22 protein-coding genes and 1 CRISPR repeat array are annotated in these 22,409 nt (G+C 71.3%); of the genes, 18 read left to right on the top strand and 4 right to left on the bottom strand.

Annotated elements, in window-relative coordinates; all coding sequences use genetic code 11:
- The first annotated feature begins 282 nt into the window (after positions 1-282).
- The 9 genes from ACH4S7_RS35445 (at position 283) to ACH4S7_RS35405 (ending at position 8,187) form a co-directional block, all read left to right on the top strand.
- A complete protein-coding gene (locus ACH4S7_RS35445; RefSeq protein WP_398525535.1) occupies positions 283-558 on the top strand; it encodes a hypothetical protein in 276 nt (91 codons plus the stop codon).
- Between the two features lie 394 nt (positions 559-952).
- Positions 953-2,278, top strand: coding sequence for an SLC13 family permease (locus ACH4S7_RS35440; protein WP_398525534.1), 1,326 nt, complete (start codon positions 953-955; stop codon positions 2,276-2,278).
- A 12-nt stretch (positions 2,279-2,290) separates the two neighbouring features.
- Complete coding sequence (locus tag ACH4S7_RS35435) at positions 2,291-2,782, top strand: universal stress protein (protein ID WP_398525533.1); 492 nt, start codon at positions 2,291-2,293, stop codon at positions 2,780-2,782.
- A 61-nt stretch (positions 2,783-2,843) separates the two neighbouring features.
- Positions 2,844-3,518, top strand: coding sequence for a GNAT family N-acetyltransferase (locus ACH4S7_RS35430; RefSeq protein ID WP_398525532.1), 675 nt, complete (start codon positions 2,844-2,846; stop codon positions 3,516-3,518).
- Positions 3,519-3,709: 191 nt separating this feature from the next.
- Positions 3,710-3,922: a DUF6479 family protein gene (locus ACH4S7_RS35425; protein WP_398525531.1), complete on the top strand. Its 213-nt coding sequence runs from the start codon at positions 3,710-3,712 to the stop codon at positions 3,920-3,922.
- Between the two features lie 239 nt (positions 3,923-4,161).
- Positions 4,162-4,518 (top strand): hypothetical protein, encoded by a 357-nt coding sequence (locus tag ACH4S7_RS35420; protein WP_398525530.1) that lies wholly within the window; start codon positions 4,162-4,164, stop codon positions 4,516-4,518.
- A gap of 127 nt (positions 4,519-4,645) precedes the next feature.
- On the top strand, positions 4,646-5,254 hold the full coding sequence (locus ACH4S7_RS35415) for a carbonic anhydrase (protein WP_398525529.1): 609 nt from the start codon (positions 4,646-4,648) through the stop codon (positions 5,252-5,254).
- Positions 5,255-5,418: 164 nt separating this feature from the next.
- Complete coding sequence (locus tag ACH4S7_RS35410; RefSeq protein WP_398525528.1) at positions 5,419-6,948, top strand: SulP family inorganic anion transporter; 1,530 nt, start codon at positions 5,419-5,421, stop codon at positions 6,946-6,948.
- Between the two features lie 318 nt (positions 6,949-7,266).
- Complete coding sequence (locus tag ACH4S7_RS35405; protein ID WP_398525527.1) at positions 7,267-8,187, top strand: N-acetyltransferase; 921 nt, start codon at positions 7,267-7,269, stop codon at positions 8,185-8,187.
- Between the two features lie 78 nt (positions 8,188-8,265).
- On the opposite strand, the gene ACH4S7_RS35400 is transcribed toward ACH4S7_RS35405, so the two are convergent.
- Positions 8,266-9,066 carry an alpha/beta fold hydrolase gene (locus tag ACH4S7_RS35400; protein WP_398525526.1) on the bottom strand — a complete coding sequence of 267 codons (801 nt, stop codon included), beginning with the start codon at positions 9,064-9,066 and terminating at the stop codon, positions 8,266-8,268.
- 230 nt (positions 9,067-9,296) lie between these two features.
- Positions 9,297-10,871, bottom strand: a complete 1,575-nt coding sequence (locus ACH4S7_RS35395; RefSeq protein WP_398525525.1) for an acyl-CoA dehydrogenase — start codon at positions 10,869-10,871, stop codon at positions 9,297-9,299.
- A gap of 479 nt (positions 10,872-11,350) precedes the next feature.
- Between ACH4S7_RS35395 and ACH4S7_RS35390 the strand changes: the two genes are divergently transcribed.
- Positions 11,351-12,271, top strand: coding sequence for a diiron oxygenase (locus ACH4S7_RS35390; protein WP_398525524.1), 921 nt, complete (start codon positions 11,351-11,353; stop codon positions 12,269-12,271).
- Between the two features lie 56 nt (positions 12,272-12,327).
- Here ACH4S7_RS35390 and ACH4S7_RS35385 read toward each other — a convergent pair whose 3' ends face one another.
- Positions 12,328-13,584: a helix-turn-helix domain-containing protein gene (locus ACH4S7_RS35385; RefSeq protein WP_398525523.1), complete on the bottom strand. Its 1,257-nt coding sequence runs from the start codon at positions 13,582-13,584 to the stop codon at positions 12,328-12,330.
- Positions 13,585-13,855: 271 nt separating this feature from the next.
- On the opposite strand from ACH4S7_RS35385, the gene ACH4S7_RS35380 reads away from it, so the two are divergent.
- From ACH4S7_RS35380 to ACH4S7_RS35370, 3 genes are read left to right on the top strand one after another with little or no spacing between them, the layout of a single operon-like run.
- Complete coding sequence (locus ACH4S7_RS35380) at positions 13,856-14,023, top strand: hypothetical protein (RefSeq protein WP_398525522.1); 168 nt, start codon at positions 13,856-13,858, stop codon at positions 14,021-14,023.
- A complete protein-coding gene (locus ACH4S7_RS35375; protein ID WP_398525521.1) occupies positions 14,016-14,195 on the top strand; it encodes a hypothetical protein in 180 nt (59 codons plus the stop codon). The genes ACH4S7_RS35380 and ACH4S7_RS35375 overlap by 8 nt, the downstream gene beginning before the upstream one ends.
- A 5-nt stretch (positions 14,196-14,200) precedes the next feature.
- The gene (locus ACH4S7_RS35370) at positions 14,201-14,410 is read left to right on the top strand and encodes a hypothetical protein (protein WP_398525520.1); all 210 of its coding nucleotides are present in this window, start codon (positions 14,201-14,203) and stop codon (positions 14,408-14,410) included.
- A 65-nt stretch (positions 14,411-14,475) separates the two neighbouring features.
- Here the strand turns inward: ACH4S7_RS35370 and ACH4S7_RS35365 are convergent, their stop codons facing one another.
- Positions 14,476-14,721 carry a hypothetical protein gene (locus ACH4S7_RS35365; protein ID WP_398525519.1) on the bottom strand — a complete coding sequence of 82 codons (246 nt, stop codon included), beginning with the start codon at positions 14,719-14,721 and terminating at the stop codon, positions 14,476-14,478.
- A 587-nt stretch (positions 14,722-15,308) separates the two neighbouring features.
- Positions 15,309-16,191: direct repeats of the CRISPR family, unit length 29 nt; unit sequence GTGGTCCCCGCGCACGCGGGGGTGTTCCC.
- A 197-nt stretch (positions 16,192-16,388) separates the two neighbouring features.
- Here ACH4S7_RS35365 and argC point away from each other — a divergent pair.
- The 5 genes from argC (at position 16,389) to ACH4S7_RS35340 (ending at position 22,374) form a co-directional block, all read left to right on the top strand.
- Complete coding sequence (argC, locus tag ACH4S7_RS35360) at positions 16,389-17,417, top strand: N-acetyl-gamma-glutamyl-phosphate reductase (RefSeq protein ID WP_398525518.1); 1,029 nt, start codon at positions 16,389-16,391, stop codon at positions 17,415-17,417.
- A complete protein-coding gene (gene argJ, locus ACH4S7_RS35355; protein WP_398525517.1) occupies positions 17,414-18,565 on the top strand; it encodes a bifunctional glutamate N-acetyltransferase/amino-acid acetyltransferase ArgJ in 1,152 nt (383 codons plus the stop codon). The genes argC and argJ overlap by 4 nt, the downstream gene beginning before the upstream one ends.
- Positions 18,566-18,651: 86 nt before the next feature.
- Entirely contained in the window at positions 18,652-19,611 is a 960-nt protein-coding gene (argB, locus tag ACH4S7_RS35350; RefSeq protein WP_398525516.1) for an acetylglutamate kinase, read from the top strand.
- Positions 19,608-20,849, top strand: coding sequence for an acetylornithine transaminase (locus ACH4S7_RS35345; protein WP_398525515.1), 1,242 nt, complete (start codon positions 19,608-19,610; stop codon positions 20,847-20,849). The genes argB and ACH4S7_RS35345 overlap by 4 nt, the downstream gene beginning before the upstream one ends.
- A gap of 61 nt (positions 20,850-20,910) precedes the next feature.
- The gene (locus ACH4S7_RS35340) at positions 20,911-22,374 is read left to right on the top strand and encodes a lysine N(6)-hydroxylase/L-ornithine N(5)-oxygenase family protein (RefSeq protein ID WP_398525514.1); all 1,464 of its coding nucleotides are present in this window, start codon (positions 20,911-20,913) and stop codon (positions 22,372-22,374) included.
- The last annotated feature ends 35 nt before the right edge of the window (positions 22,375-22,409 follow it).

The following is a 22,409-nucleotide window of genomic DNA, read 5'->3' as shown; positions in this document are numbered from 1 at the left end:
AAGGTCATGAGGAAGTAAAGATGGCTCGATCCATGCGATCGGCTCCCTATCACGTGTAGACCGACTCCTCCCGGCCAGGTTTAGACCAATGAAATGCACCCAACGGGCGTTTTGACCACGCATTTAGCCGTTGTTTTCCGCCTTTATCACCGACCCGGTCTTCGACTCGTTCTGATCGTCCAGGACGTGTCTCGATGACAGAAAGCAGGGAACAAGGACGCGACTGAACTATCAAGAACACTGAATTCCAGCCACCACAAGGCTGGTTACTGAAGGGCAGAAATGACCACGGACTCCGCACCTGACCCCCCGCGCACGGGAATCGGGACGGACGGGACAGCGGTGCGGTGGGCCGGCCGGCTGGTCTGCTGGACCCTCGGTGCCGCCATGGCCACCTCCGCGGTCGAAGCCTTCCTGAAGCCGACGCCGGAGTGGTGGCAGACGGCGTGGGTGGCGCCGTGGCCGCTGTTCCATCTCTTCCTGCTCGGCTGGGCCGTCCTGCGCTTCCGGGAGAAGCGGCGGCGATGGCCAACGGATCCCGACGGGGATGACGACTAACGACGACCAACGACTGACGGCTGACGGTGACGGCTGTCGACGGGACGGCGACGACGGCCGGGGCGGCGGGACCTACCGGAGGCGACACGCACCGCCACTCCGGCCCTGGTGGGACAACCGCGGGGTACGTACAGAACAATTCGGGTGTGTTCACGAACTGGTGTCCTCATGAACGGCCCGAGATCCGGGCCCCACGCGATCCTGGTCCGGCTGCCACGAAGCGGCCGGCGACGACCTCGGCCCGCCCGCAGCGCCCGGCATCTGCTCCGGCTCCGGCATCACCTTCGGGTCGCCATCAAGACCCAGCTTCGGCTTCGGCTTCGGCTTCGGCTTCGGCTTCGGCTTCGGCTTCGGCTTCGGCTTCGGCTTCGGCTTCGGCTTCGGCTTCGGAAGGATGCTCGCCCTGACCGGCTCGTTCGCGGGCACACTCGCCGCGACCACCCCGCTCACCGATTCCCCCGCCACCACCACCTGGCACTTCGGAGCCCTCTCCGCGATCCTGCTGTTGGCCGTCCTGGCCTGCGCGGTCGTACGCCCCTGGGGCTGGCCGGAGGCGGTCGTCGCCGTCCCCGCCGCCGTCCTGGTGGTCGCCGTCGGAGCGATCACCCCGGAGGCGGCCCGCGCCGAGGCCGAGCACCTGGGCCCGGTCATCGGTTTCCTCGCGGCCGTCCTGGTGCTCGCCCGGCTCTGCGACGACGAGGGCCTGTTCCGCGCCTGTGGAGCCTGGCTGGCCCGCGCGGCGCGGCGGCGGCCCCGCAGACTGCTGACCCATGTGTTCGCCGTCGCCTCCCTGATCACCGCGGTGCTCAGTCTGGACGCCACGATCGTGCTGCTCACCCCGGTCGTCTTCGCCACCGCCTCGCGGCTCGGGGCCCGCCCCAAGCCCCATGTCTATGCCTGCGCCCATCTGTCGAACACGGCTTCGCTGCTGCTGCCCGTGTCGAATCTGACGAACCTGCTCGCCTTCAGCGCCAGCGGTCTCGGCTTCACCCGGTTCGCCGCGCTGATGACGCTGCCCTGGCTGGTGGCGATCGGGGTGGAGTACCTGGTCTTCCGCCGCTTCTTCGCGACCGACCTGGACGCCGGCGCCCAGGGACCGACCACCGACGAACCCGTGGTGGTACCGGTGTTCGCGCTGGTCACCGTGGTCTGCACCCTGGCGGGCTTCGTACTCGCCTCCGCGGTCGGTGTCGAACCGGCATGGGCCGCGGCGGCCGGCGCCACGGTGCTCGGCGTCCGCGCGCTCGCCCGGCGCCGCACCGCCCCGGCCGCCGTCCTGCGCGCCGCGTCGGTGCCGTTCCTCGCCTTCGTCCTCGCCCTGGGCATCGTGGTCCGCGCGGTGGTCGACAACGGGCTCGCCGACCTGCTCAGGCCGCTGATCCCCGACGGCACCGGACTGGTCGCGCTGCTCGGCATCGCGGTACTCGCCGCCGTACTCGCCAATCTGGTCAACAACCTCCCCGCCGTCCTCGTCCTGCTGCCACTGACCGCGTCGGCGGGCCCCGGGGCGGTCCTGGCGGTGCTGCTGGGCGTGAACATCGGCCCCAACCTCACCTACGCGGGCTCGCTGGCCACCCTGCTGTGGCGGCGCATCGTGCGCGACCACGACACCGATGTGGACCTGCGCGAGTTCACCCGGCTCGGGCTGCTCGCCGTGCCTGCGGCCCTGGTGCTCTCGGTGGTGGCACTCTGGGCCTCGCTGAGCGTCATAGGGGGCTGATCGGAGGCCGGGATGAACGTCGTCGCATGGATCGTGGAAGGCACCTGGCCGGCCTGTGTGGACGCGGTCCGCCGCCATACGCCCGACTCCGCCGGCGTCGTCCTGCTGCATGTCACCGGTCCTGGCGCGGCCGGCGCGGCCCGTGGCGCCTACGCCGGTCTGCTGGGCCGGGCCGACCCGGCGCGCGACCCCGGAGGCGAGGTGGAGCGGCTCGGCGCGGTGGCCGCTGAGCGGTTGCTGGCCGACGCGGCGGACCGACTGGGCCGCCCCTGCGTCCGGGTGGAACGCTCGGGACGGGTCGAACGGGAGGTCGTGGCCGCGGCCGAGGGCGCCGATCTGCTCATCTGCGCCCGGGACGGCGACCGTTCCCGGCTCGGCCCGCGCAGCATCGGCCCGGCGGTCCGCTTCGCCGTGGACCATGCTCCCTGTCCCGTACTGCTGGTCTGGCCCGAGCGGGCACCCGGCACGGCCACCATCCCGCCACCTCCACCCCACCACCCCTAGGCTTTAACCACCGTGGCAACGAGCCTGGTTGAGACGGATGGGTGACGGAGGGGTGACGGAGATGAGCGGCGAGACGAAGAGCGTGAGGCGGGCCGGGAGCAGCGACCGGGAGACCGTGGTGCGGCTGCTGGACGCGGCCTTCCAGGACGATCCGGTGAGCGGCTGGGTCTTCCCGGACGAGGAGGGGCGCCGCGCGACCCATCCCCTGCTGATGGGGGCGATCGTCGATATCGTGCTCGAAGCGGGCCGGGTCGAGGTCCTGGCGGACGGGTCGGCCGTCGCGCTCTGGATGTCCGTACCGGACGGCGAGCGGGGCCGGCAGGGGCACGAGGCCGCCCATGAGTCCGACCCCGACAGCGACAGCGGCGACGGCGACGGCGAGGCGGAGGACGAGGCGGACGGTCCGGCTCAGCTCCGGGCCGCGATCGACCCCGACAACGAACGCATCGAGACGATGGGCCGACTGACCGCCGAGATCCATCCCCGCCACCCCCACGAATATCTGTGGCTCATCGCCGTGGATCCCGCGCGGCAGGGCGAGGGCCGCGGAACGGCCCTGTTGCGGCCCACGCTCGACCGCTGCGACCGCGAGGGCTCGGCGCTCTATCTGGAGGCCAGCAGCGCGCGCGGCCGGGACCTCTACCGAAGGCTCGGATTCACCACCATGGAGCGCACCCTCGTGCTGCCGGACGGCCCGACGCTGTGGCCGATGTGGCGGGACCCACAACCCGGCTGACGAGCACCGACGGCACCGGTGCGGACACCCCGGCCAGGGGATCCTCGGCAGCCCGGAGGTGATAGGGCGCCGTTCGGGGGCACCCGACCAGGACGAGAGCCGCCCCCCGGACGAAGGAGCCTCCCATCAACAGGACCGGCGCACACGATCCGACCCCGCTCGGCGACTACGGCCACGCGTACGCGGCCCAGTTGGCGGCCGACACTCAATGGGTCACCGGAATCGGCCCGTTCGTCATCGGTATCGCGGTGGTCGCCCTGCTGATCGGACTGGTCGTACGGAAGGGCGGCAAGGGCCGGAGCCGGCCCCCGCGCCCCGACGAGCAGCCCCGCCGCCCCGCGTCGCGATCGCGGGACGACGACCGGGGAACCTCTGGTGGCCCTGGTGGCGGGCCCGGCATCTGACCGGCCCGACCGGGATCCCACCGCGCGGCGGGAGTGAGCCCGGACACATGGACACGAGGGCGCGCCCCCATGATCACGCCCGGGAACGGCCCGCCCCGGGGGTGGGCGGGCCGGGTCCGCGCCCCCTTCATGGGGCAACCACATCGCGTTCACCTTGCAAACATCTGCTCCGGATACGGTCTGATCCGTTACGTGGCGTCACGACGCCCACGCACCGGCCGGCCGTTGAAGGGGGGCACATGTTCCGAGGCAGAACCACTTTCGGGCGCTTCGCCTTCCTCGCGGCCGCCGTGCTGACCCTCCAGCTCTTCGTCTTCACCGCGGCGTTGGCACCCGCACATGCGGCGAGCCTCCCGTACACCGCGTCGGAGGTCGTCACCTGCGGCGAGGCGGAGCGCACCGAGGACGATCCCTCGCACCACCGCTGCCGCGATAGGCAGCGGGTCGAGGAGCACGGCTCGGAGGCACCGCCGCACGCGCTGTGCCGTGCGTACACCCTCCCGGCCGCTCCGGGGCCACCGCCGACGATCCGGGCCGGTGGTTTACCGCCCCGGGCCGACTCCTCAGCCTCCCTGCTCCAGGTCTTCCGCTGCTGAGCGGGCCGACGGGCCCGCGCGACAGCGAATCCGGTGGTCCCCACCCCGGTTCCGTCGTCCGCGCCGCCCCGTTCGCGCCGCTCACGCACACCGACGCGTCCCCCAAGGCGCGCCAGGAGGAACCGATATGCAACCCCTCATCGATCACGCCCGCTCGTTCAGCCGCCGCTCCGCGGACCGGCCCGACGAGTTCGCCCCACTGGCCCACGGCCAGTCCCCCCAGGCCCTCTTCATCACCTGCTCCGACTCCCGCGTGATCCCCTCGCTGATCACCGGCGCCCGGCCTGGCGAGCTGTTCGAGCTGCGGACCGCGGGCAATATCGTGCCCCCGTACGCCCCCGGTCTGCCGACGTCCGAGGCCGCCACCATCGAGTACGCGGTGGACGTGCTCGGCGTACGGGACATCGTCGTCTGCGGCCACTCCCACTGCGGCGCGGTGGGCGCGCTGGTGCGCCGCGAGGACCTGACCGCCGTTCCGGCCGTACGGGATTGGCTGGCGCACACCACCCACGAGAGCGCGTCCGCCGCCTGGCCGGCCGCCTATCAGGACGATCCGGCGGTTGCCGACGCAGTGCGGCACCATGTGCTGACCCAACTGCTGCGGCTGCGCTCGTACCCGTGTGTGGTGCGGCGCAGGGCGAGCGGCGAACTACGGCTGCACGGCTGGTTCTACGAGGTGCACACCGGCACCGTGCTGGCACACAGCCAGGACACCGACAGCTTCACGGCCCTGTGAGCGGCCCGGTGCACGCGTCCCCGAACCCCCGGCCGCCATCCCCGTCCGCCCCCTCCTCCCCGTCCGCCCCCTCCTCTCCTCCCGACCCTTCATCCGCCTCATCCGCTTCATCTGATTCGTCCCCTTCATCGCCATCGTCTCCATCCGGCCCTCCCCCGGGTCCGGTGCGGCGCCTGCTCCCCTTCGCACGGCAGGACTTCGGAGCCTCGCTGGTCGTCTTCCTCGTCGCCCTCCCTCTGTGCGTGGGCGTCGCCGTCGCCTCCGGTGTCCCCGCCGAACTGGGCCTGATCACCGGCATCGTGGGCGGCATCGTGACCGGGCTGCTCCCCGGCAGCAGTCTCCAGGTGTCGGGCCCGGCCGCCGGGATGACCGTGCTGGTCTTCGAGGCCGTACGGGAGCACGGGCTGCCGATGCTCGGCGTCATCGTGCTCGCGGCCGGTCTGCTGCAACTCCTCATGGGGGCCGCGCGGTTGGGCCGCTGGTTCCGCGCCATCTCGGTCTCGGTCGTCGAGGGAATGCTTGCCGGCATCGGTCTGGTGATCATCGCGGGGCAGCTCTACGCGGCGGCCGGTCTCGACGCCCCCGCCTCCGGCCTCGGCAAGATCGCCGGCCTGCCGGACGCGGTCCTGACCGCCGTCGGCAGTACGGCGGCCCTGACCTCGCTCGCGCTGGGTGGTGGCACGATCGTGCTGATGGTGGTGTGGAAGCGGCTGCCGCGCCGGATTCGGGCGGTGCCCGGGGCGCTGGCCGCCGTCGTCCTCGCCACCGTCGCCACCCTGCTGTTCGACCTCCCGGTGGCGACGGTGGAGGTGCACGGTCTGCTGAACGCCGTTCAGCCACCGGGTTCCGACGCCTTCGGCGGACTGCTGAGCGTCGGCGTCCTCGGCACGGTGCTGGCCTTCGCGCTGATCGCGTCGGCCGAGAGCCTGTTCAGCGCCGCGGCCGTCGACCGACTGCACGACGGGCCGCGCACCCACTACGATCGGGAGCTGATGGCGCAGGGCGCCGGCAACACGGTCTGCGGCCTGCTCGGCGCGCTGCCCATGACCGCCGTGGTCGTGCGCAGTTCGGCCAATGTCGAGGCGGGCGCCCGCACCCGGGCCTCCCGGGTGCTGCACGGCTGCTGGCTGCTGCTGTTCGTGGCCCTGCTGCCGGGCGCGCTGGCCCTCATCCCGCTGCCCGCGCTCGCGGGCGTCCTGCTGCACGCGGGCTGGAAGCTGATTCCGCTGCGGCAGCTCGCGACGCTCTGGCGCGAACACCGGGGCGAGGCACTGATCCTGGTGGTGACCGCCGGATCGATCGTCGCGGTGAACATGTTCGAGGGCGTGCTGATCGGTCTGGCGCTGGCGGTGGCGAAGACCGCGTGGGAGGCGTCGTACGTCCGGCTGCGGATCAGCGACGAGGGAACCGGGCCGGTCAGGGTCGTACTGGGGGGCAATGCCACCTTCCTCCGACTGCCGAAGATCCTCGACAGCCTGGAAGCCCTGCCACCCGGCCGTCCCGTGGAGCTGGACCTCACCCGGCTGCACCATCTCGACCACGCCTGCCGGGTGGCGCTGGAGAACTGGGCGGCGCGCCACAGCGCGCCGGGGGCGGGATCGGGGGACGTACGGGTCACCGCGCCGGTCCCGGACGACGACGCCGATCCGGGGCGGAAGCCACGGGTACCGGTGATGGCGGCTGGCCGCTCCTGACCACCCCCAGCCGGTCGTGGGACCCCTCGGCACCAGGGGTCCCACGACCGGCACCGCGGTCCGGCACCGCGGTCCGGCGTCGAGGTCCGGCACCGCGGTCCGGCGTCGAGGTCCGGCACCGCGGTCCGGCGTCGAGGTCCGGCGTCGAGGTGGCAAGGCGGTGGCGATCTACCGCGGACACTCCGCCCACAGTCGGCCCGGTCCACGATCGCCGCAGCTCAGAATAGTTACGGCGGCCGGAATCGGTCTGCTGCTAGGGTGAATCGCGTACCGCACCTCATGGCGGCTCCCTTCCCGTATTTCCACGGAGGCCGAGTCATGCCCGCACCACTGAATGTGCGCCCCTTCCACCGCGAGGACCGCGACCAGCTCACCGATCTGGTGAATCTGCACGCCGCCGCCGTCGTCCCCGGTGCCACCGCATCCGTCAACACCGTCCTCAGCAGCCTTGAGCGCTGCCCCGACGAAGTCGTCACCGATCCCTGGGTGGCCGAGCGGCTGACGCTCGTCGCCGATCGCGGCGGACAGCTCGTCGCGGCGGCCCATCTGCACCGGTACCGGGACGACGACGGCGTCGGCGAGGACTACCGGGGCACCGGTCACATCATCTGGTTCCTGCACTCCCCCGGGGCCTCGCACATCCCGGACGCGGCGGAGGTCGCCAGTGTGCTGATGTCCGCCTGCCTCGCCCAGTTCGGCCGCTGGCGGGTGCGCGCCCGGCACGCCGACGGGCGGCTGCCGGTGCCCGGTGTCTACGGGTTGCCCGAACAGTGGCCGCATGTGCGCGCGGCCCTGCAACGCGCCGGATTCGTCCACACCGGGCAGACCGAGGTGCTTCTCCTCGCCGCCCTGGCGGACCTGCCGGCGCCGGGACCCGCACCGCTGCCCGGCCTCGGCTCACACCGTACGGTCGGCCCCTTCGGCACCCGGATCAACGCCAGGCTCGACGGAGCGGAGATCGCCTACCTCGAACTCGGTACCACCCTCGACCGGCCCGAACGCCATGCCCGCCTTGGCGGCCTGGCCGACCTGGCGGATTTCGAACTGCCGGACGATCCGCATCCGGAGCTGTTCGGCTGGCTGCTCGGACAGGCCCGCGACTGGCTGGAGCTGTGCGGCGTGGATCGGCTGCTGGCGTACGCGACCGACGACGAGGCCGACGAACTGACGGAGCTGACCCGGCACGGGTTCCGGGAACTCACCCGCACGGCCCGGGGCTGGGACCACCGCCCCGCCTGACCGCGCCGCCCCTCGGGCCCTCAGCTCACTCAGATCCCGCGGGTCCTTCGGGTCGTTCGTTCAGGTCCCTCAGGTCCCTCAGGTCGCGAGGAAGTCGAGCACCACACGGTTCACCTCGGCGGGGCGTTCCAGATAGCCGAGGTGGCCCGTGTCGGGGATCTCCTCGTACCGCGCGCCGGGAATGACGTCGGCGACCTCGCGGCTCAGCCGGGCCGGGATGGTGGCGTCGTCCGCGAAGCCGACGACGAGGGTCGGGACGGTGATGGCCCGATAGGCCGAACGCCGGTCGACGGCGTCGGCGAGGTCGAGTTGGGCACGGGCTCCGGCGCCGATGGCCGAGCCGGACAGTTCGAAGATCTCCAGCCAGTCCTGAGCCGTCGCCTGGTCGCTCAGGGTGGCGGGGGACAGGTTCTGGAGCGCGGAGACCGCGGCGTGGTAGGCGGGAGGCAGTACGGTCCCGGAGTCGTACAGCGCCTTCTGTCCCGAGTTCAGCATCTTCTGGGGAGTGTCGAGGCGGGCGTACGCCGCGAGGGACACGGCGTGGGTGACCAGCTCGGGTCGGGCCAGGGAGAGTTCCTGGACGATCCGGGAGCCCAGCGAGGTGCCGACGACCCGGGCGGGGGCGCCAAGGTGTTCGATCAGCGCCGCCGTGTCCCCGACGAGATCGGCGATGGTCATCCCGTCCGCGCATTCGTCCGTGGGCGGGATGCCGCGGTTGTCGAAGGTGGCGACCCGGTAGCCGGCTGCGACCAGCGCGGGCACCTGGTGCACACTCCACACCCGCCCGGGGCTTCCCGTGCCCATCACCAGCACGACGAGTTCGCCACTGCCCACCGTCTCGTACGACAGCGTGATCCCGTTCAGACGCGCGACCGTCATCTGTCTCCCGCTCCTCCCCTGCGACCGACGACCCGATGCCTCCACGGCCCCGGTCGTCACGGCCAGGAAGGACGGACCGACCTTATCCGCTCGGCCGGAGTCGCCCCCGGCCGGGCCGAGTTCCGGCACCTGGGTCGCCCCCGGCACCGGGCGGGGGTGCCGGGGGCGGACGGCCGGATCACCCTGATCCCCCTGCCGACAAGGACGGATCAGGGCGGATCGGGGACGGCTCAGGACATGTTCAGCATCGGCAGGTCCCCAAGGTGTTCCTCCGGTACGTCGAATGCCTCGGCGATCGCCGCCAGATGCGGTGCGAGCCGGCCGGTCAGCCGTTCAATCACATCAGGCACGGCGCGGACCTGTGCGGCGCTGAGGCGCTCGTCGGCGAGGAGTTCACCGGTGCACGAGGTCAGGGATTCGAGCAGGAACAGCGCGCACAGATCCCTGAGCACGGCCCGGGTGCCGGCGTGGTCAACCTCGTCGGCGGCGGCGATGAAGGCGTCAGCGGCCCGCAGGACGGCGTGCGACGCGACGAGTTCCAGGGCCGCGCTGGAGGCGTTGTTCCAGCGCGCGAGGGAGTCCCCGGACGGGCCCGACCTGAGATCGCGACGGGCCCGACGGTGGCGGGTGTACTCCGTGGCCGCGACGAGTCCGCGGAGGAAGGCGGGATCGGTCAGGGCCCTGGTGCCACCCGTCGGCGGCTGCGCGGGGGGCTCGTCCGGCGTATGTCCGAAGATCATCTCCGCCCCGGCCTTGCACCAGATGGCCAGGTTGTCCCCCTCGGCGGTGATGGCACCGTCGACGTTCGCCGGGTATTCGGCGAGACCGTTGACGGGGAAGATGCCCCGGGCGCCGCAGCGTTCACGGGCTTCGATGGTGAGGGAGCGGGCGTGCCAGGTGATCCACCCCTTGGCGATGGCCACCAGCCGTTCGACGTCTTCCCGGTCGGCCCGGTCGTGGGTGATCCAGAGCGCGGTGACCCGGCGGTGCAGAAAGGTCATCGCGTAGGCGAGGGCGAGCCCCTTCAACAGTCGACCGTGGTGGCTGCGGTGCGCGGTCAACGGGATGCGACCACCGGCCGTGGGGCTGGAGATGTGCCGGGTACCGGCATAGCGGACGGCGATGGCGAGGGCGGCCCGGCACCCGCCGAGGGTACTGGCGCTCATACAGAGCTTGCCGGTGGTGACGCGGCCGATGGCCCGGAGGAATCGCTTGCGGGGGCTGCCCACGGCGGAGTGGAGCGTCCCGTCGGGGAGCAGGCTGCCGTGCGGGCCCTGCACCAGCGCGGTACGGGGCAGCCGGACCGCGTCGAAGGTGGTGACGCAGTGGTCGACCGGGCTGCCGATGCGGTCGGGCAGGGTCTCGACGGTGATGCCTGGCAGGGTGCCGTCCCGGTCGGACAGCGGGGTGAGAAAGAGGAAGACTCCGTGGTCCTCTCCGTCGACGAGGAGCCGGGCGGCGACGACCGCCGACTTCGGCCCGCCGACCGGGCTGGTGTTGGGCATGAATTTCCGTGCACCCGCCGTGGGCGTATGGAGAACAAAGGTGTCTGATTCGCGATCATAGGTTGCGGTGGTCTCCAGTGCGGCGGCGTCGTTTCCATGAGCACTCTCCGTGCACAGGAACGTTCCTGTACGGGCGAGGCCCATAAAAGGCTTGAGGTCACGCTCGGGTGACTGGTCGTCGTCCAGCAGGCTGCCGAGGAACAGGTTGTAGTGGATTCCAGCCACGGTGGCGAGGGCTCCGTCAACCACCGCCGCCCATTCGTGCATGGCGGCGAGCCGACGCGGATCACGGGCAAGCATTTCGGGCGATGTGATTTCCTCGTTGACGAGGCGCAAACGATCGTACGACTGCCTCCAGCGTTCCTCGGTACACAGGCCCGGCCGGAAACGGAAGGGCTCTGTCGAAATAATCTTTCGCCACTGCTTGTGGGTGTCGCCCGCGCCGTCCCTGAACAAGGCGGCGGTCAGTTCAGAGCGGGCGGGCGACACGGCGGCATCGGCGGCACGGGTCTCGGTGGGGGTATGGGGATGGGTTGACACGGTCCATGCAACGATCATGGGTTGCACTGGTCACCGGTTGAAACGTCCCCCATAAGAGTGGTGATCATTTTCTTCCGGGAGTGAAAGGGGTGATACCGCCACGACCTCGGCTTCCCGCGCGACGAATCGACCATCGATGGGCGATATAAAGGCCGTTGCCCAACGGCGGGTACGAATCCTTCCGCACACCGTCCGGTCGGGTTGTATGACTTACCCATGGAATTACTCAAGGAAAGAATATGACCGTGAAAACCCCACTAGTCGCGTCTGGGAATGCACCCCTCAAGGATAGGGAAGAGGTGGCACAGCGACTCCTGGAGTCGAGCCTGCGGCATTCCTTCGATCCGGACAAGGAACTCGACTGGGACGCGCCGTTCGAAGATGGAAAGTGGTTCTGGCCGCCGGAGCTGGTCTCTCTCTACGGCACCCCACTGTGGGAGAAGATGACCGATGAACAACAACACCGGCTCGCCCGCGTCGAAAGCGCCGCACTGGCATCTATCGGCATCTGGTTCGAGATCGTGGTGATGGAACTCCTGCTGCGCCATATTTATGACAAGCCGGTCACCAGCAAGCACGTCCGCTACGCACTCACCGAGATCTCGGACGAGTGCCGGCACTCGATGATGTTCGCCCGGTTCCTGGCGAAGTCGGGCACACCGACCTATCCGGTGGCACCGTTCACCCAGAATCTGACCCGGGTATTCAAATCGACCTCCAACACGGCCTGCTCACTCATTTTCACACTCCTGTGCGAAGAGATCATCGACTGGATGCAGCGGCTGACCTTCCCCGACGACCGCGTCCAGCCGTTGGTCCGGGGCGTCACCCGGCTCCATGTCATCGAGGAGGCGCGGCATGTGCGCTACGCCCGCGAGGAGCTGCGCCGCCAGATGGCGGGCGCCGGCCGCTGGGAACTGCGGGTGACCCGCGCCGTCACCGGCGAACTGGCCCGGGTGTTCGTCCGCACCTTCGTCAACCCGAAGATCTACCCCGCCTGCGGCCTCGACCGCCGCACCGCCGTGGAACAGTCCCGTACGAGTGAACACCGCCGCGAGGTACTGCGCCGGGGCGCCCGGCGGCTCTCCGACTTCCTGGAGGACGTCGGCGCGTTCGACGACCGGGGCCGCAGGCTGTGGCTGGAGGCGGGGCTCCGCTGACGGTCCGGCCCCGGGGGGGGGCGCCCCGGGGCCCCCGGCCGCGCATCGGCCGGGGTTCAGCCGTGCGCCCCCAGGGCGCGGATCGCTTCGACGGTCTCCGCCGCCGTCCGATTGCCGTCGTAGCGCGGCGCGGACAGCATCCCGGCGAGCCGGTCCACCCGCTTCACGATCCAGGAGATCCGGTCCTCGGCGGGCAGCGACAGCACGGGCCGCACCGCTTCGGCGGCGCCCTCCACCTCCCCGAGCTGGGCCCGGGCGGTCGCCAGATAGACCTGGGCGAGACGTTCGTCATCCAGAGACCGTTCGGCCACCGGCGCCACTCGCCATATGCCGATCGCCGCCACCGTCTCCCGTACGGCACGGTGCGCGTCCCGTCCGCCGCCCAGCCAGATCAGCGAGGATCCGGCGTAATAGCACTGCTTGGCCCGGCTGAAGCCGAACAGTCCGGCGTCGGAGTCGGGCTCGCGCATACGGTCCCGGGCGTCCTCCGCCGCGTTGAGCGCCCGGTTCGCGCCGCGTGAGTCACCGAGGTTGGCCAGGCACTGCGCCTCACCGCACCGCAGCCGCGCCTCTCCGGTCCCCTGCCGGGAACCGGCCCGGCGCAGTCCGCCCCTCGCGTAGTGGAGAGCAAGGTCGAAGTCCCCCTGGAAGCGAGCGATGAGCGACTGCGTCCCGGCCACCCACGCGGCAAGCCCCGTATCACCGGCGAACGCCGCGCACCGCCCCGCCGCGACGGCGTGCTGCATGGCCTCCCGCGGGTTCCCCATATCGAGCAGGGCGTACGCGAGGATGCCCGACAGCCGGCCCACGGTCCGGTACAGGTCGGTCAGCTCACTGGGCCGGTGCCGACCGGACCGGACGCGGCCGAGCGCCTCGTCGCGCAGGGCATGGGCGCGGTTCATCATCGGTCCGGGCCGGGCGGCGAGATAGTCGATCGCGGTCTCGACGGCACCGGCGTGGAGTTCGGCGATGTCGATCTCGACCAGGGCACCCAGATCCTGGGAGGCGGCGAGCGCGGCGGCCCTCGTCTGTCGGCTCGCGGCCGCCTCCCGCCGTAGCCTGTGATCGCGTTGCCACGCTTCGAGCAGTTCCCCGTTGGCACAGAGCGCTCCGTCGACCGCCTCGGCGAGCGGTCCGGTCGCAGCGCGGCGCCCCGATTCGACGTGATGCAAATGGCAGCGGTCGTAGTGCGTCCGCTCGGCCAACTCGCCCAGGGAGAGGCCGGCTTCCCTCCGGCGCCGCCGCAGTTCGCCTGAGAAGTTCAACATGGCGTAGTCCGCCTCCTCGACCACCTCGCGCGGAACAGGTCCCATTCATCGAGACTAGGTGTTGTCAACTACTACGAGTGCGCGCTGACAACAGTAGAGATCTCCCTCGGCGCCCCGAGCGGTGCTCCTATGGACATCGACGGCCTGCACCACCAGGCCCCGCCCATAGTGAGGCCCCCGCGACCGTGCGACCGGTCCGGGGGTACGGCCATCAACCATGTGGAGTTGACGACATGCCGCACCCTACCGTTCAGGCGATCGAATTACGGTCGTGTTCCCGGCGGATCCTCCCGGAGGTCCCGGTGGGGGTCCGGTGATGACGATCAAGGTTTATCGGGTGAGCCGGGACGGGGAGCGGCGGCCGGTCGGTGTTCCGGTGGAGGTGGTGGCCGAGCCGGAGAAGGGCACCAAGCTGCCGGACTCGCTGACCTACCCGCCGTGCACCTGCGACAGGTGCCGAGCGGCGGGGGTCTGTCATGACTGAGGCGCCCTCGTTCCGGCACCAGCCGCCCGCCGCGCCACCGGCACCCGTGCCGGGATGCGTGGCCTGTGCCGACCTCGCGCGGCTGCGGACGGAAGCCTCCCGCACGGGGGACTTCTCCCGGGTCACCGACTGCGATGTGCTGCTCCGCAGGCATCCCGGGCACGGTGCCTGATGGAGATGGCCGTATGGAAGGATCGGCGGGCGCGGGCGGAGGCATCGGCCGAGGCCCTGCGGGCGGCGCTCGCCGGGCGCGGGGTGCCTGAGCGGGTGTGGCGCTCCATCCGGCCCGTCGTCACCGCCTCCGGAAGCGCCTTCGTGGACCTCGGGGTGTTCCGTCCCGACGTGATCGACCAGATCACCGCCGCCCTCATCCTCCCGGAGAGCTGACGGACAACACGTCAGACGCCCGTGCCAGGCATCTCGTCGCCACCTGGCGCGGGCGTTCCGGTGCGTCAGGCGAGCCAGATGAGCAACTGGTGCGGGCCGTTGGGGAACCCGTCGCAGCGGAAGACGGCGGTGACCCCACGGGCCACCCACCCCTGGCCGGCCTGGAAGCATTCCCCGTAGGAGTTGTAGGTACCGCGCTCCGACCAGAACCCGGGGAGGGGGGCGGCCTGTGCGGCGGGGGCGGTGAGGGCGACGGCCCCCAGGAGGGAGGCGGTGACGGCGGTGGTCGCGAGGGCGCGGCGGAAAGACATGGATGAGCTCCTTCGTCATCAGTGACACGAGTGATCACGGTGGCGCTGGCGAGAAGCCTTCCTTCACTTACACCGCAAAACAACGGGAAGCGCACATTCCTATTGGTCTGGACCACATAGTGGACGATCTTGACCATCACCACCATGCCGAACCCACGCCGTGGGTGCGCCGTGTCATCGGCGCCAATCGCCCAGGGGGCGCCCGGCGAGGCCGCAGCCGCCCCGTTGGACACGGCCGAACACCACGTCGGCGAAGTGAACGCCCGAAGCCGATCGTGTCGGGTTCCGCCAGCTCTGCGACGAGCTGACGGCGATGGTTCGGCGGCACGGGAGGCTCGGAGGCTGAGGACGACCTGCGCACGGATGACGACCGTCTCCGCCTTCTGGGCCACGTACAGAAACGGAACGATGCGCCGCCTGGGCGGCGTCGCCTGTCTATCGTTGGTGCGGGACCGTACTTTCAGGCACCGTGATCATTCACGGCGTCGTCGCACGGCCCTCAATACCCCTGGAAGTGAAATATGTCCGAATCTCGGGAAGTTGACAAAAACAGGCACCCGCCGAGGTAAAGCCGCAGGTCGCGAAGAGTGGTCCCCGCGCACGCGGGGGTGTTCCCACCAGCCGGGCCCCGCGCAGCCGCATCTTGAAGTGGTCCCCGCGCACGCGGGGGTGTTCCCTGTGCTAGCTCTATTAGGTGTTGGCCGAGTGCGTGGTCCCCGCGCACGCGGGGGTGTTCCCGCTTCCCTCGGCGGCGCCCGGTACAAGATCGAGTGGTCCCCGCGCACGCGGGGGTGTTCCCTGGGCGAGACCGGCCGCGGTCGCGATGCTCTCGTGGTCCCCGCGCACGCGGGGGTGTTCCCCGCGGGATCAGCGGCTTCATCGACTCGTCCGGGTGGTCCCCGCGCACGCGGGGGTGTTCCCCCCCGACCCGAACCACCGCTCCTCGCGATGAAGTGGTCCCCGCGCACGCGGGGGTGTTCCCACCTGGCTGTCGTGCCAGTCCCCGGAGGAGTTGTGGTCCCCGCGCACGCGGGGGTGTTCCCAACGCCCTGCTCTGGGCCCACGACGTCCTCATGTGGTCCCCGCGCACGCGGGGGTGTTCCCCTGCGGAAGGAGACCTGATGCCGCTGATGCGCGTGGTCCCCGCGCACGCGGGGGTGTTCCCGACACTCCCAGACCCGCACCCACCCCACACCGGTGGTCCCCGCGCACGCGGGGGTGTTCCCGCCGCCTCCTCGGCGGGCTGATCTGCGGCCTCGTGGTCCCCGCGCACGCGGGGGTGTTCCCCGGGTGGAATCGCTCGCCGGTCTCGGGGAGCTGTGGTCCCCGCGCACGCGGGGGTGTTCCCGCTATCCGCGTGATCGACGTCGCCGCTGGCCGGTGGTCCCCGCGCACGCGGGGGTGTTCCCTCAGGCCATCACTGAACAGGTCGTAGAGGAGCGTGGTCCCCGCGCACGCGGGGGTGTTGCCCACAGCAGAGGGACAGCCGTACGCCGGCTCCGGTGGCCCCCGCGCGCGGGATCCGACACGACCCCGGGCGGGGCGGCCCGGGGTGCCGGAGATGAGCATCTCCACCCGGCAGGGACATTAGGTTAGGCTAAGCTAAGTTTCTGTCGGCGGGGTCGACGCTTACGGCGTGTCACCAGCATCGGAAGAAGAATCCTGAGATGACCATCGGTGTGGCTGTGGCAGGCGCGAGTGGTTACGCCGGAGGTGAGATCCTGCGGCTGCTGTCGGCCCACCCCAAGGTGGAGATCGGCGCGGTCACCGCGCACAGCAGCGCGGGGCGGCCGTTGAGTGAGTCGCAGCCGCATCTCACCTCGCTCGCCGGTCGGACGCTCGTCGAGACCTCGGCCGCCACGCTCGCCGGGCACGATGTCGTCTTTCTCGCCCTCCCCCACGGCCAGTCGGGCGCCGTCGCCGAGCAACTCGGCGCGGACACACTGATCGTGGACTGCGGGGCGGACTTCCGGCTGCGGGACCCGGTCGACTGGGAGCGGTTCTACGGGACGCCGCACGCCGGCACCTGGCCCTATGGGCTGCCCGAACTGCCCGGCGCCCGGAAGGCGTTGCGCGGGGCGGAGCGGATCGCCGTGCCCGGCTGCTATCCGACCGCCGTCACGCTCGCCCTCTTCCCGGGCTACGGCGCCGGCCTCCTCGAACCCGAGGCGGTCGTGGTGGCCGCCAGTGGCACCTCCGGTGCGGGGCGGGCCGCCACGGCGCGGTTCCTCGGATCCGAGGTGATGGGCTCCATGAGCCCGTACGGCGTCGGTGGCGGGCACCGGCACACGCCCGAGTTGGTGCAGAATCTGTCCGCCGTGGCGGGTGAGGCCGTGACCGTCTCCTTCACCCCGACCCTGGCGCCGATGCCGCGCGGCATTCTCGCGACCTGCTCGGCGCGGGTGCGGCCGGGGGTCGGCGCGGACGAGGTGCGGACCGCGTACGAGAAGGCATTCGCCGACGAGCCGTTCGTGCGGCTGTTGCCCCCGGGCGAGTGGCCGGCGACCGCCGCCGTCCTCGGGTCCAACACCGCCCAGGTGCAGTTGGCGCTGGATGAGAGCGCCCGGCGGCTCGTGGTCGTCAGCGCGATCGACAACCTCACGAAGGGCACCGCCGGCGGTGCCGTGCAGAGCATGAACATCGCCCTCGGCCTGCCGGAGGCCCTGGGTCTCCCCCTGAATGGAGTGGCTCCGTGAGCGTGACCGCTGCCCAAGGATTCACCGCGAGCGGTGTCGCCGCCGCGATCAAATCGTCCGGTGAGCCGGATCTGGCGCTGGTGGTGAACAACGGCCCTTCGCTGGCGGCGGCCGGGGTGTTCACCGCCAACCGGGTGCAGGCCGCGCCCGTGCGCTGGTCCAGACGGGTACTGGCGGACGGCCGGATCGCCGCCGTGCTGCTCAACTCCGGTGGCGCCAACGCCTGTACGGGCCGGGCCGGTGAGGACGACACCCGGACCACCGCCGAGTGGACCGCCCGGGCCATCGGGGTGAGCACCGGTGACGTCGCCGTGTGCTCCACCGGCCTGATCGGCGTACGGCTGCCGATGGACCGGTTCGCCACCGGGATCACCGAGGCGGCGGCCCAACTGGCCCCCGACGGCGGTGACGCCGCCGCCGTGGCGATCAAGACGACGGACTCGACGCACAAGACGGCCACGGTCACCGGACCCGGCTGGACCGTCGGCGGGATGGCCAAGGGCGCGGGGATGCTCGCTCCCGGGCTGGCCACCATGCTCGTCGTGCTGACGACGGACGCCGACGTCCCCGCCGACGCCCTCGACAGGGCGCTGCGGGACGCCACCCGTACGACCTTCGACCGGGTCGACTCGGACGGCTGCATGTCGACCAACGACACCGTGCTGCTGCTGGCGTCGGGCGCTTCGGGGATCGTCCCGGAAGCGGACGCGTTCGCCGGGGCGGTCCACACGGTCTGTCTGGATCTGGCCCGTCAGCTCGTCGCCGACGCCGAGGGCGCGGCGAAGGAGATCGAGGTCGAGGTGGTGGGCGCGGCCTCCGAGCAGGACGCCGTGGTGGTCGGGCGCTCCGTGGCCAGGAACAACCTCCTCAAGTGCGCGCTGCACGGCGAGGATCCGAACTGGGGCCGGGTGCTGTCCGCGATCGGTACGACGGACGCCGAGTTCGACCCCGACCGGCTGGATGTCGCCATCAACGGCGTCTGGGTGTGCCGGGACGGCTCGGCGGGCGAGTCCCGCGAGAAGGTCGATCTCTCGGGGCGGCAGATCACGGTCACCATCGACCTGCGCTCCGGCGACGAGTCCGCCGTGATCTGGACCAATGACCTCAGTGCGGAGTACGTGCACGAGAACAGCGCGTACAGCTCATGACCGAGGACAGGGGGGACAGGGGGAACAGGGACGACAGCGGAGGCGGCGGGAGCGCATCCGTGGGGTCGGGCGGGTCGGGTGTGCCGATGGTCCCGGGGCCCGGGGCCGTACCCGCCGATCCGGTCAAACCGCCGTCCCGCGCTCCGGGGCCGCGCACCGCCGACCACCGCGCCCGTACCGTCATCGAGGCCCTGCCGTGGCTGGAGACGTACCAGGACCGGATCGTGGTCATCAAATTCGGCGGCAACGCCATGGTGGACGACGAGTTGAAGCAGGCGTTCGCCCGCGATGTCGTCTCGCTGCGGTACGCGGGACTGCGCCCGGTCGTCGTCCACGGCGGCGGCCCGCAGATCAGCGCCCTGCTGAACCGGCTCGATCTGGAGGTCCGGTTCGCGGCGGGGCTTCGGGTGACCACGCCCGAGATCATGGACGTCGTACGCATGGTGCTGGCCGGTCAGGTCCAACGCGAGATCGTCGGACTCATCAACGCCCACGGCCCGTTCGCCGTCGGGCTGACGGGTGAGGACGCCCGCACCATGACGGCGACCCGCCGCCCCGCGTGGGTGGACGGCGAGCCGGTGGACATCGGGCTGGTCGGCGAGATCACCCGGGTCGATCCGGACACCCTGCGGGCACTGCTCGACCGGGGCCGGATCCCCGTCGTCTCCCCCATAGCCCGGGGCGAGGACGGTCAGATCTACAACATCAACGCCGATCTGGCGGCGTCCGCGCTCGCGGTCGCGCTGGGCGCGGAGAAGCTGGTGATGCTGACCGATGTGGAGGGTGTGTACGCGAATTGGCCGCACACCACCGACGTGATCGGGCGGATGACGGCGACCGAACTGGAGAAGCTGCTGCCCAGCCTGGCGAGCGGCATGGTCCCCAAGATGGAGGGCTGTCTGCGCGCCGTCCGTGAAGGCGTGCGCATGGCGCACGTGCTGGACGGGCGGGTGCCGCACTCGCTGCTGCTGGAGGTCTTCACCGACGACACCACCGGGACGACCGTGGTGCCCGATGCCCGAGACACAGAGGACGACAACAGATGACGGCGGAGACGGCGGAGACGGAGACGGCGGCGGTCGCGGAGACGGCCGGGAGCCACAGCGGGGGAGGCGAACTCACCGAGCGCTGGCGGGCCGTGATGATGGACACCTACGGCACTCCCCCGCTGGCCCTGGTCCGCGGCGCGGGCAGCACCGTGTGGGACGCGTCGGGGAGGGCGTACCAGGACTTCACCGGCGGCATCGCGGTGAACGCCCTCGGACACGCCCATCCCGCGGTGGTCCGCGCGGTGAGCGAGCAGGTCGCGCTGTTGGGCCACGTCTCGAACCTGTACGTGGCCCCGCCACCGGTCGCGCTCGCCGAACGGCTGCTGCGGCTGGCCTCCCCCGGGCCGGACGGTCGGACCGGTCGCGTCTTCTTCGCCAACTCCGGCGCGGAGGCCAACGAGGCCGCGTTCAAGATCGCGCGGCGGACCGGGCGACCGGGGATCGTCGCCGTCGAGGGCGGCTTCCACGGCCGGACCATGGGGGCGCTGGCGCTGACCGGACAGCCCGCGAAACGGGAACCGTTCCTGCCGCTGCTCCCGGGGGTGACCCATGTGCCCTTCGGTGACGTTGACGCGCTGCGCGCCGCCGTCACCACCGAGACGGCGGCCGTGCTGCTCGAACCGGTGCTGGGCGAGGCCGGTGTGGTGCCCGCGCCCCCCGGCTATCTGCGGGCGGCGCGCGAGATCACCCGCGCCACCGGCACCCTGCTGATGCTCGACGAGATCCAGACCGGCGTCGGGCGTACGGGCCACTGGTTCGCGCACCACGCGGACCCCGGTATCGCCCCCGATGTGGTGACCCTGGCGAAGGGGCTCGGCGGCGGGCTGCCGATCGGCGCCACGCTGGCCTTCGGCGCGGCGGCCGGACTGCTGACCCCCGGGCAGCACGGCTCCACCTTCGGCGGCAATCCGGTCTCCTGCGCGGCCGGTCTCGCGGTGCTGGACACGATCGAGTCCGAGGGTCTCCTCGGGCACGTCCAGCGGGTCGGCGCCCGGCTGCGGGACGGTGTCGAAGCGCTGGGGCACCCCCTGGTCGCCGGTGTGCGGGGCGCGGGGCTCCTGCTCGGCGTCGCCCTCACCGCGCCCGTCGCGGCCCGCGTCCAGACCTCGGCGCAGCGGGCGGGCTTCCTGGTCAACGCGGTCAATCCGGACACCATACGGCTGGCGCCGGCGCTGACAGTCCCGCAGGACGACGTGGACGCACTGGTGGCGGCCCTGCCGGGGATCCTCGGCTGACACCGGCCACCGTCCGTCTCCCAACACCCCCCACGCGTCACCCCACTGAGTAAGGATGAGCATGTCGGCAGGCCACGCGAGCACCGCAGCGCAGGAGACCACCGAGGACCTGGTGGGCATAGGTTTCGGCCCGGCCAATCTGGCCCTGGCCATCGCCATTGCGGAGCACAACGGCGAACGCGCCCCCGACCAGGGGTTCCGCTGCGCGTTCGTGGAGCGGCAGCCGGAGTTCGGCTGGCATCCGGGGATGCTGCTGGAGGGCGCCACCATGCAGGTGTCGTTCCTGAAGGACCTCGCCACCATGCGCGACCCGGGCAGCCGCTTCACCTTCCTGCGGTACCTGCACGCGCGGGACCGGCTCGCCGACTTCATCAACCAGAAGAGCTTCTTCCCCACCCGGGTCGAGTTCCACGACTATCTGCGCTGGTGCGCCGCCGCGTTCGAGGGGCAGGTGGCGTACGGACGGCACGCCGTCGACGTCCGGCCCGTGGAGCGCGGGGGGCTGGTGGAGGGCTTCGAGGTGGTGACCCGGCCGGTGGACGGCGGCGGCGCCGACCGGGTGCTGCGCACCCGTGACATCGCGCTGGGCACCGGACTGCGCCCCCGGCTCCCGGAGGGCGTCTCCACCGGCGCGTACGTCTGGCACAACCGGGACCTGCTGTTCCGCGCGCCCGAGCTGACGCACCGGCCGCGCCGCCGGTTCACCGTGGTCGGCGCCGGTCAGTCCGCCGCCGAGACCGTCGACTATCTGTACCGGACCTTCCCCGACGCCGAGGTGTGCGCGGTCTTCACCCGCTACGGCTACAGCCCCGCCGATGACAGCCCCTTCGCCAACCGGATCTTCGACCCGTCGGCCGTGGACGACTTCTACGACGCCCCCGAGGACGTCAAGCGGTCGCTGCTGGCCTACCACGGCAACACCAACTACTCGGTCGTGGACGGCGAGCTGATCGAACAGCTCTACCGGACCGTGTACCAGGAGAAGGTCAGCGGCACCGAGCGGCTGCGCATCCTCAACACGACCTCGCTGACCGGGGTCGAGGAGCTGCCCGACGGTGGCGCGCGGGCGGTGCTCCGTTCGCTCACCACCGGCGAGCGGTTCACCCTGGACTCGGACGCGGTGGTGCTGGCCACCGGCTACCGGCCGCGCGACCCGCGCGACCTCCTCGGGCCGCTCGCCGACGAGTGCCTGACGGACGGCCAGGGGCGGCTGCGGATAGACCGCGACCACCGGGTGGTGACGACGGACCGGGTGCGTGCCGGAATCTACCTCCAGGGCGCGGGCACCGAACACACCCACGGCATCACCTCCTCCCTGCTCTCCACGCTCGCCGTGCGCTCCGGTCGGATCCGCGATTCGCTGCTGACGCGCCGCGCGGAGCGGGCGGACCAGACGGAACAGGCAGAACAGGCAGAACAGGTGGAACGAACTGAGAGCACCGCGCCGGTACGGGCCACGGGTGCGATCCCGGCCCCGGCCAGGCCCGCGCCCGAGGCGGCGGGTGTCGCGGCGCACAGCGGCTGAGGATCCAGCCTGACCCCAACGAAAGACCCCAGCCG

The sequence above is a fragment of the Streptomyces sp. NPDC020965 genome (genome assembly GCF_044333555.1).
Lineage (GTDB): Bacteria > Actinomycetota > Actinomycetes > Streptomycetales > Streptomycetaceae > Streptomyces.
This window is presented reverse-complemented; position numbering and strand designations above follow the sequence as displayed.

Coding starts and splice junctions, on each gene's coding strand:
- ACH4S7_RS35445 (WP_398525535.1), top strand. CDS start 283: ATGACCACGGACTCCGCACCTGACCCCCCGCGCACGGGAATCGGGACG.
- ACH4S7_RS35440 (WP_398525534.1), top strand. CDS start 953: ATGCTCGCCCTGACCGGCTCGTTCGCGGGCACACTCGCCGCGACCACC.
- ACH4S7_RS35435 (WP_398525533.1), top strand. CDS start 2,291: ATGAACGTCGTCGCATGGATCGTGGAAGGCACCTGGCCGGCCTGTGTG.
- ACH4S7_RS35430 (WP_398525532.1), top strand. CDS start 2,844: ATGAGCGGCGAGACGAAGAGCGTGAGGCGGGCCGGGAGCAGCGACCGG.
- ACH4S7_RS35420 (WP_398525530.1), top strand. CDS start 4,162: ATGTTCCGAGGCAGAACCACTTTCGGGCGCTTCGCCTTCCTCGCGGCC.
- ACH4S7_RS35415 (WP_398525529.1), top strand. CDS start 4,646: ATGCAACCCCTCATCGATCACGCCCGCTCGTTCAGCCGCCGCTCCGCG.
- ACH4S7_RS35405 (WP_398525527.1), top strand. CDS start 7,267: ATGCCCGCACCACTGAATGTGCGCCCCTTCCACCGCGAGGACCGCGAC.
- ACH4S7_RS35400 (WP_398525526.1), bottom strand. CDS start 9,066: ATGACGGTCGCGCGTCTGAACGGGATCACGCTGTCGTACGAGACGGTG.
- ACH4S7_RS35395 (WP_398525525.1), bottom strand. CDS start 10,871: ATGCTTGCCCGTGATCCGCGTCGGCTCGCCGCCATGCACGAATGGGCG.
- ACH4S7_RS35390 (WP_398525524.1), top strand. CDS start 11,351: ATGACCGTGAAAACCCCACTAGTCGCGTCTGGGAATGCACCCCTCAAG.
- ACH4S7_RS35385 (WP_398525523.1), bottom strand. CDS start 13,584: ATGGGACCTGTTCCGCGCGAGGTGGTCGAGGAGGCGGACTACGCCATG.
- ACH4S7_RS35380 (WP_398525522.1), top strand. CDS start 13,856: ATGACGATCAAGGTTTATCGGGTGAGCCGGGACGGGGAGCGGCGGCCG.
- ACH4S7_RS35375 (WP_398525521.1), top strand. CDS start 14,016: ATGACTGAGGCGCCCTCGTTCCGGCACCAGCCGCCCGCCGCGCCACCG.
- ACH4S7_RS35370 (WP_398525520.1), top strand. CDS start 14,201: ATGGCCGTATGGAAGGATCGGCGGGCGCGGGCGGAGGCATCGGCCGAG.
- ACH4S7_RS35365 (WP_398525519.1), bottom strand. CDS start 14,721: ATGTCTTTCCGCCGCGCCCTCGCGACCACCGCCGTCACCGCCTCCCTC.
- argC (WP_398525518.1), top strand. CDS start 16,389: ATGACCATCGGTGTGGCTGTGGCAGGCGCGAGTGGTTACGCCGGAGGT.
- argB (WP_398525516.1), top strand. CDS start 18,652: ATGGTCCCGGGGCCCGGGGCCGTACCCGCCGATCCGGTCAAACCGCCG.
- ACH4S7_RS35345 (WP_398525515.1), top strand. CDS start 19,608: ATGACGGCGGAGACGGCGGAGACGGAGACGGCGGCGGTCGCGGAGACG.
- ACH4S7_RS35340 (WP_398525514.1), top strand. CDS start 20,911: ATGTCGGCAGGCCACGCGAGCACCGCAGCGCAGGAGACCACCGAGGAC.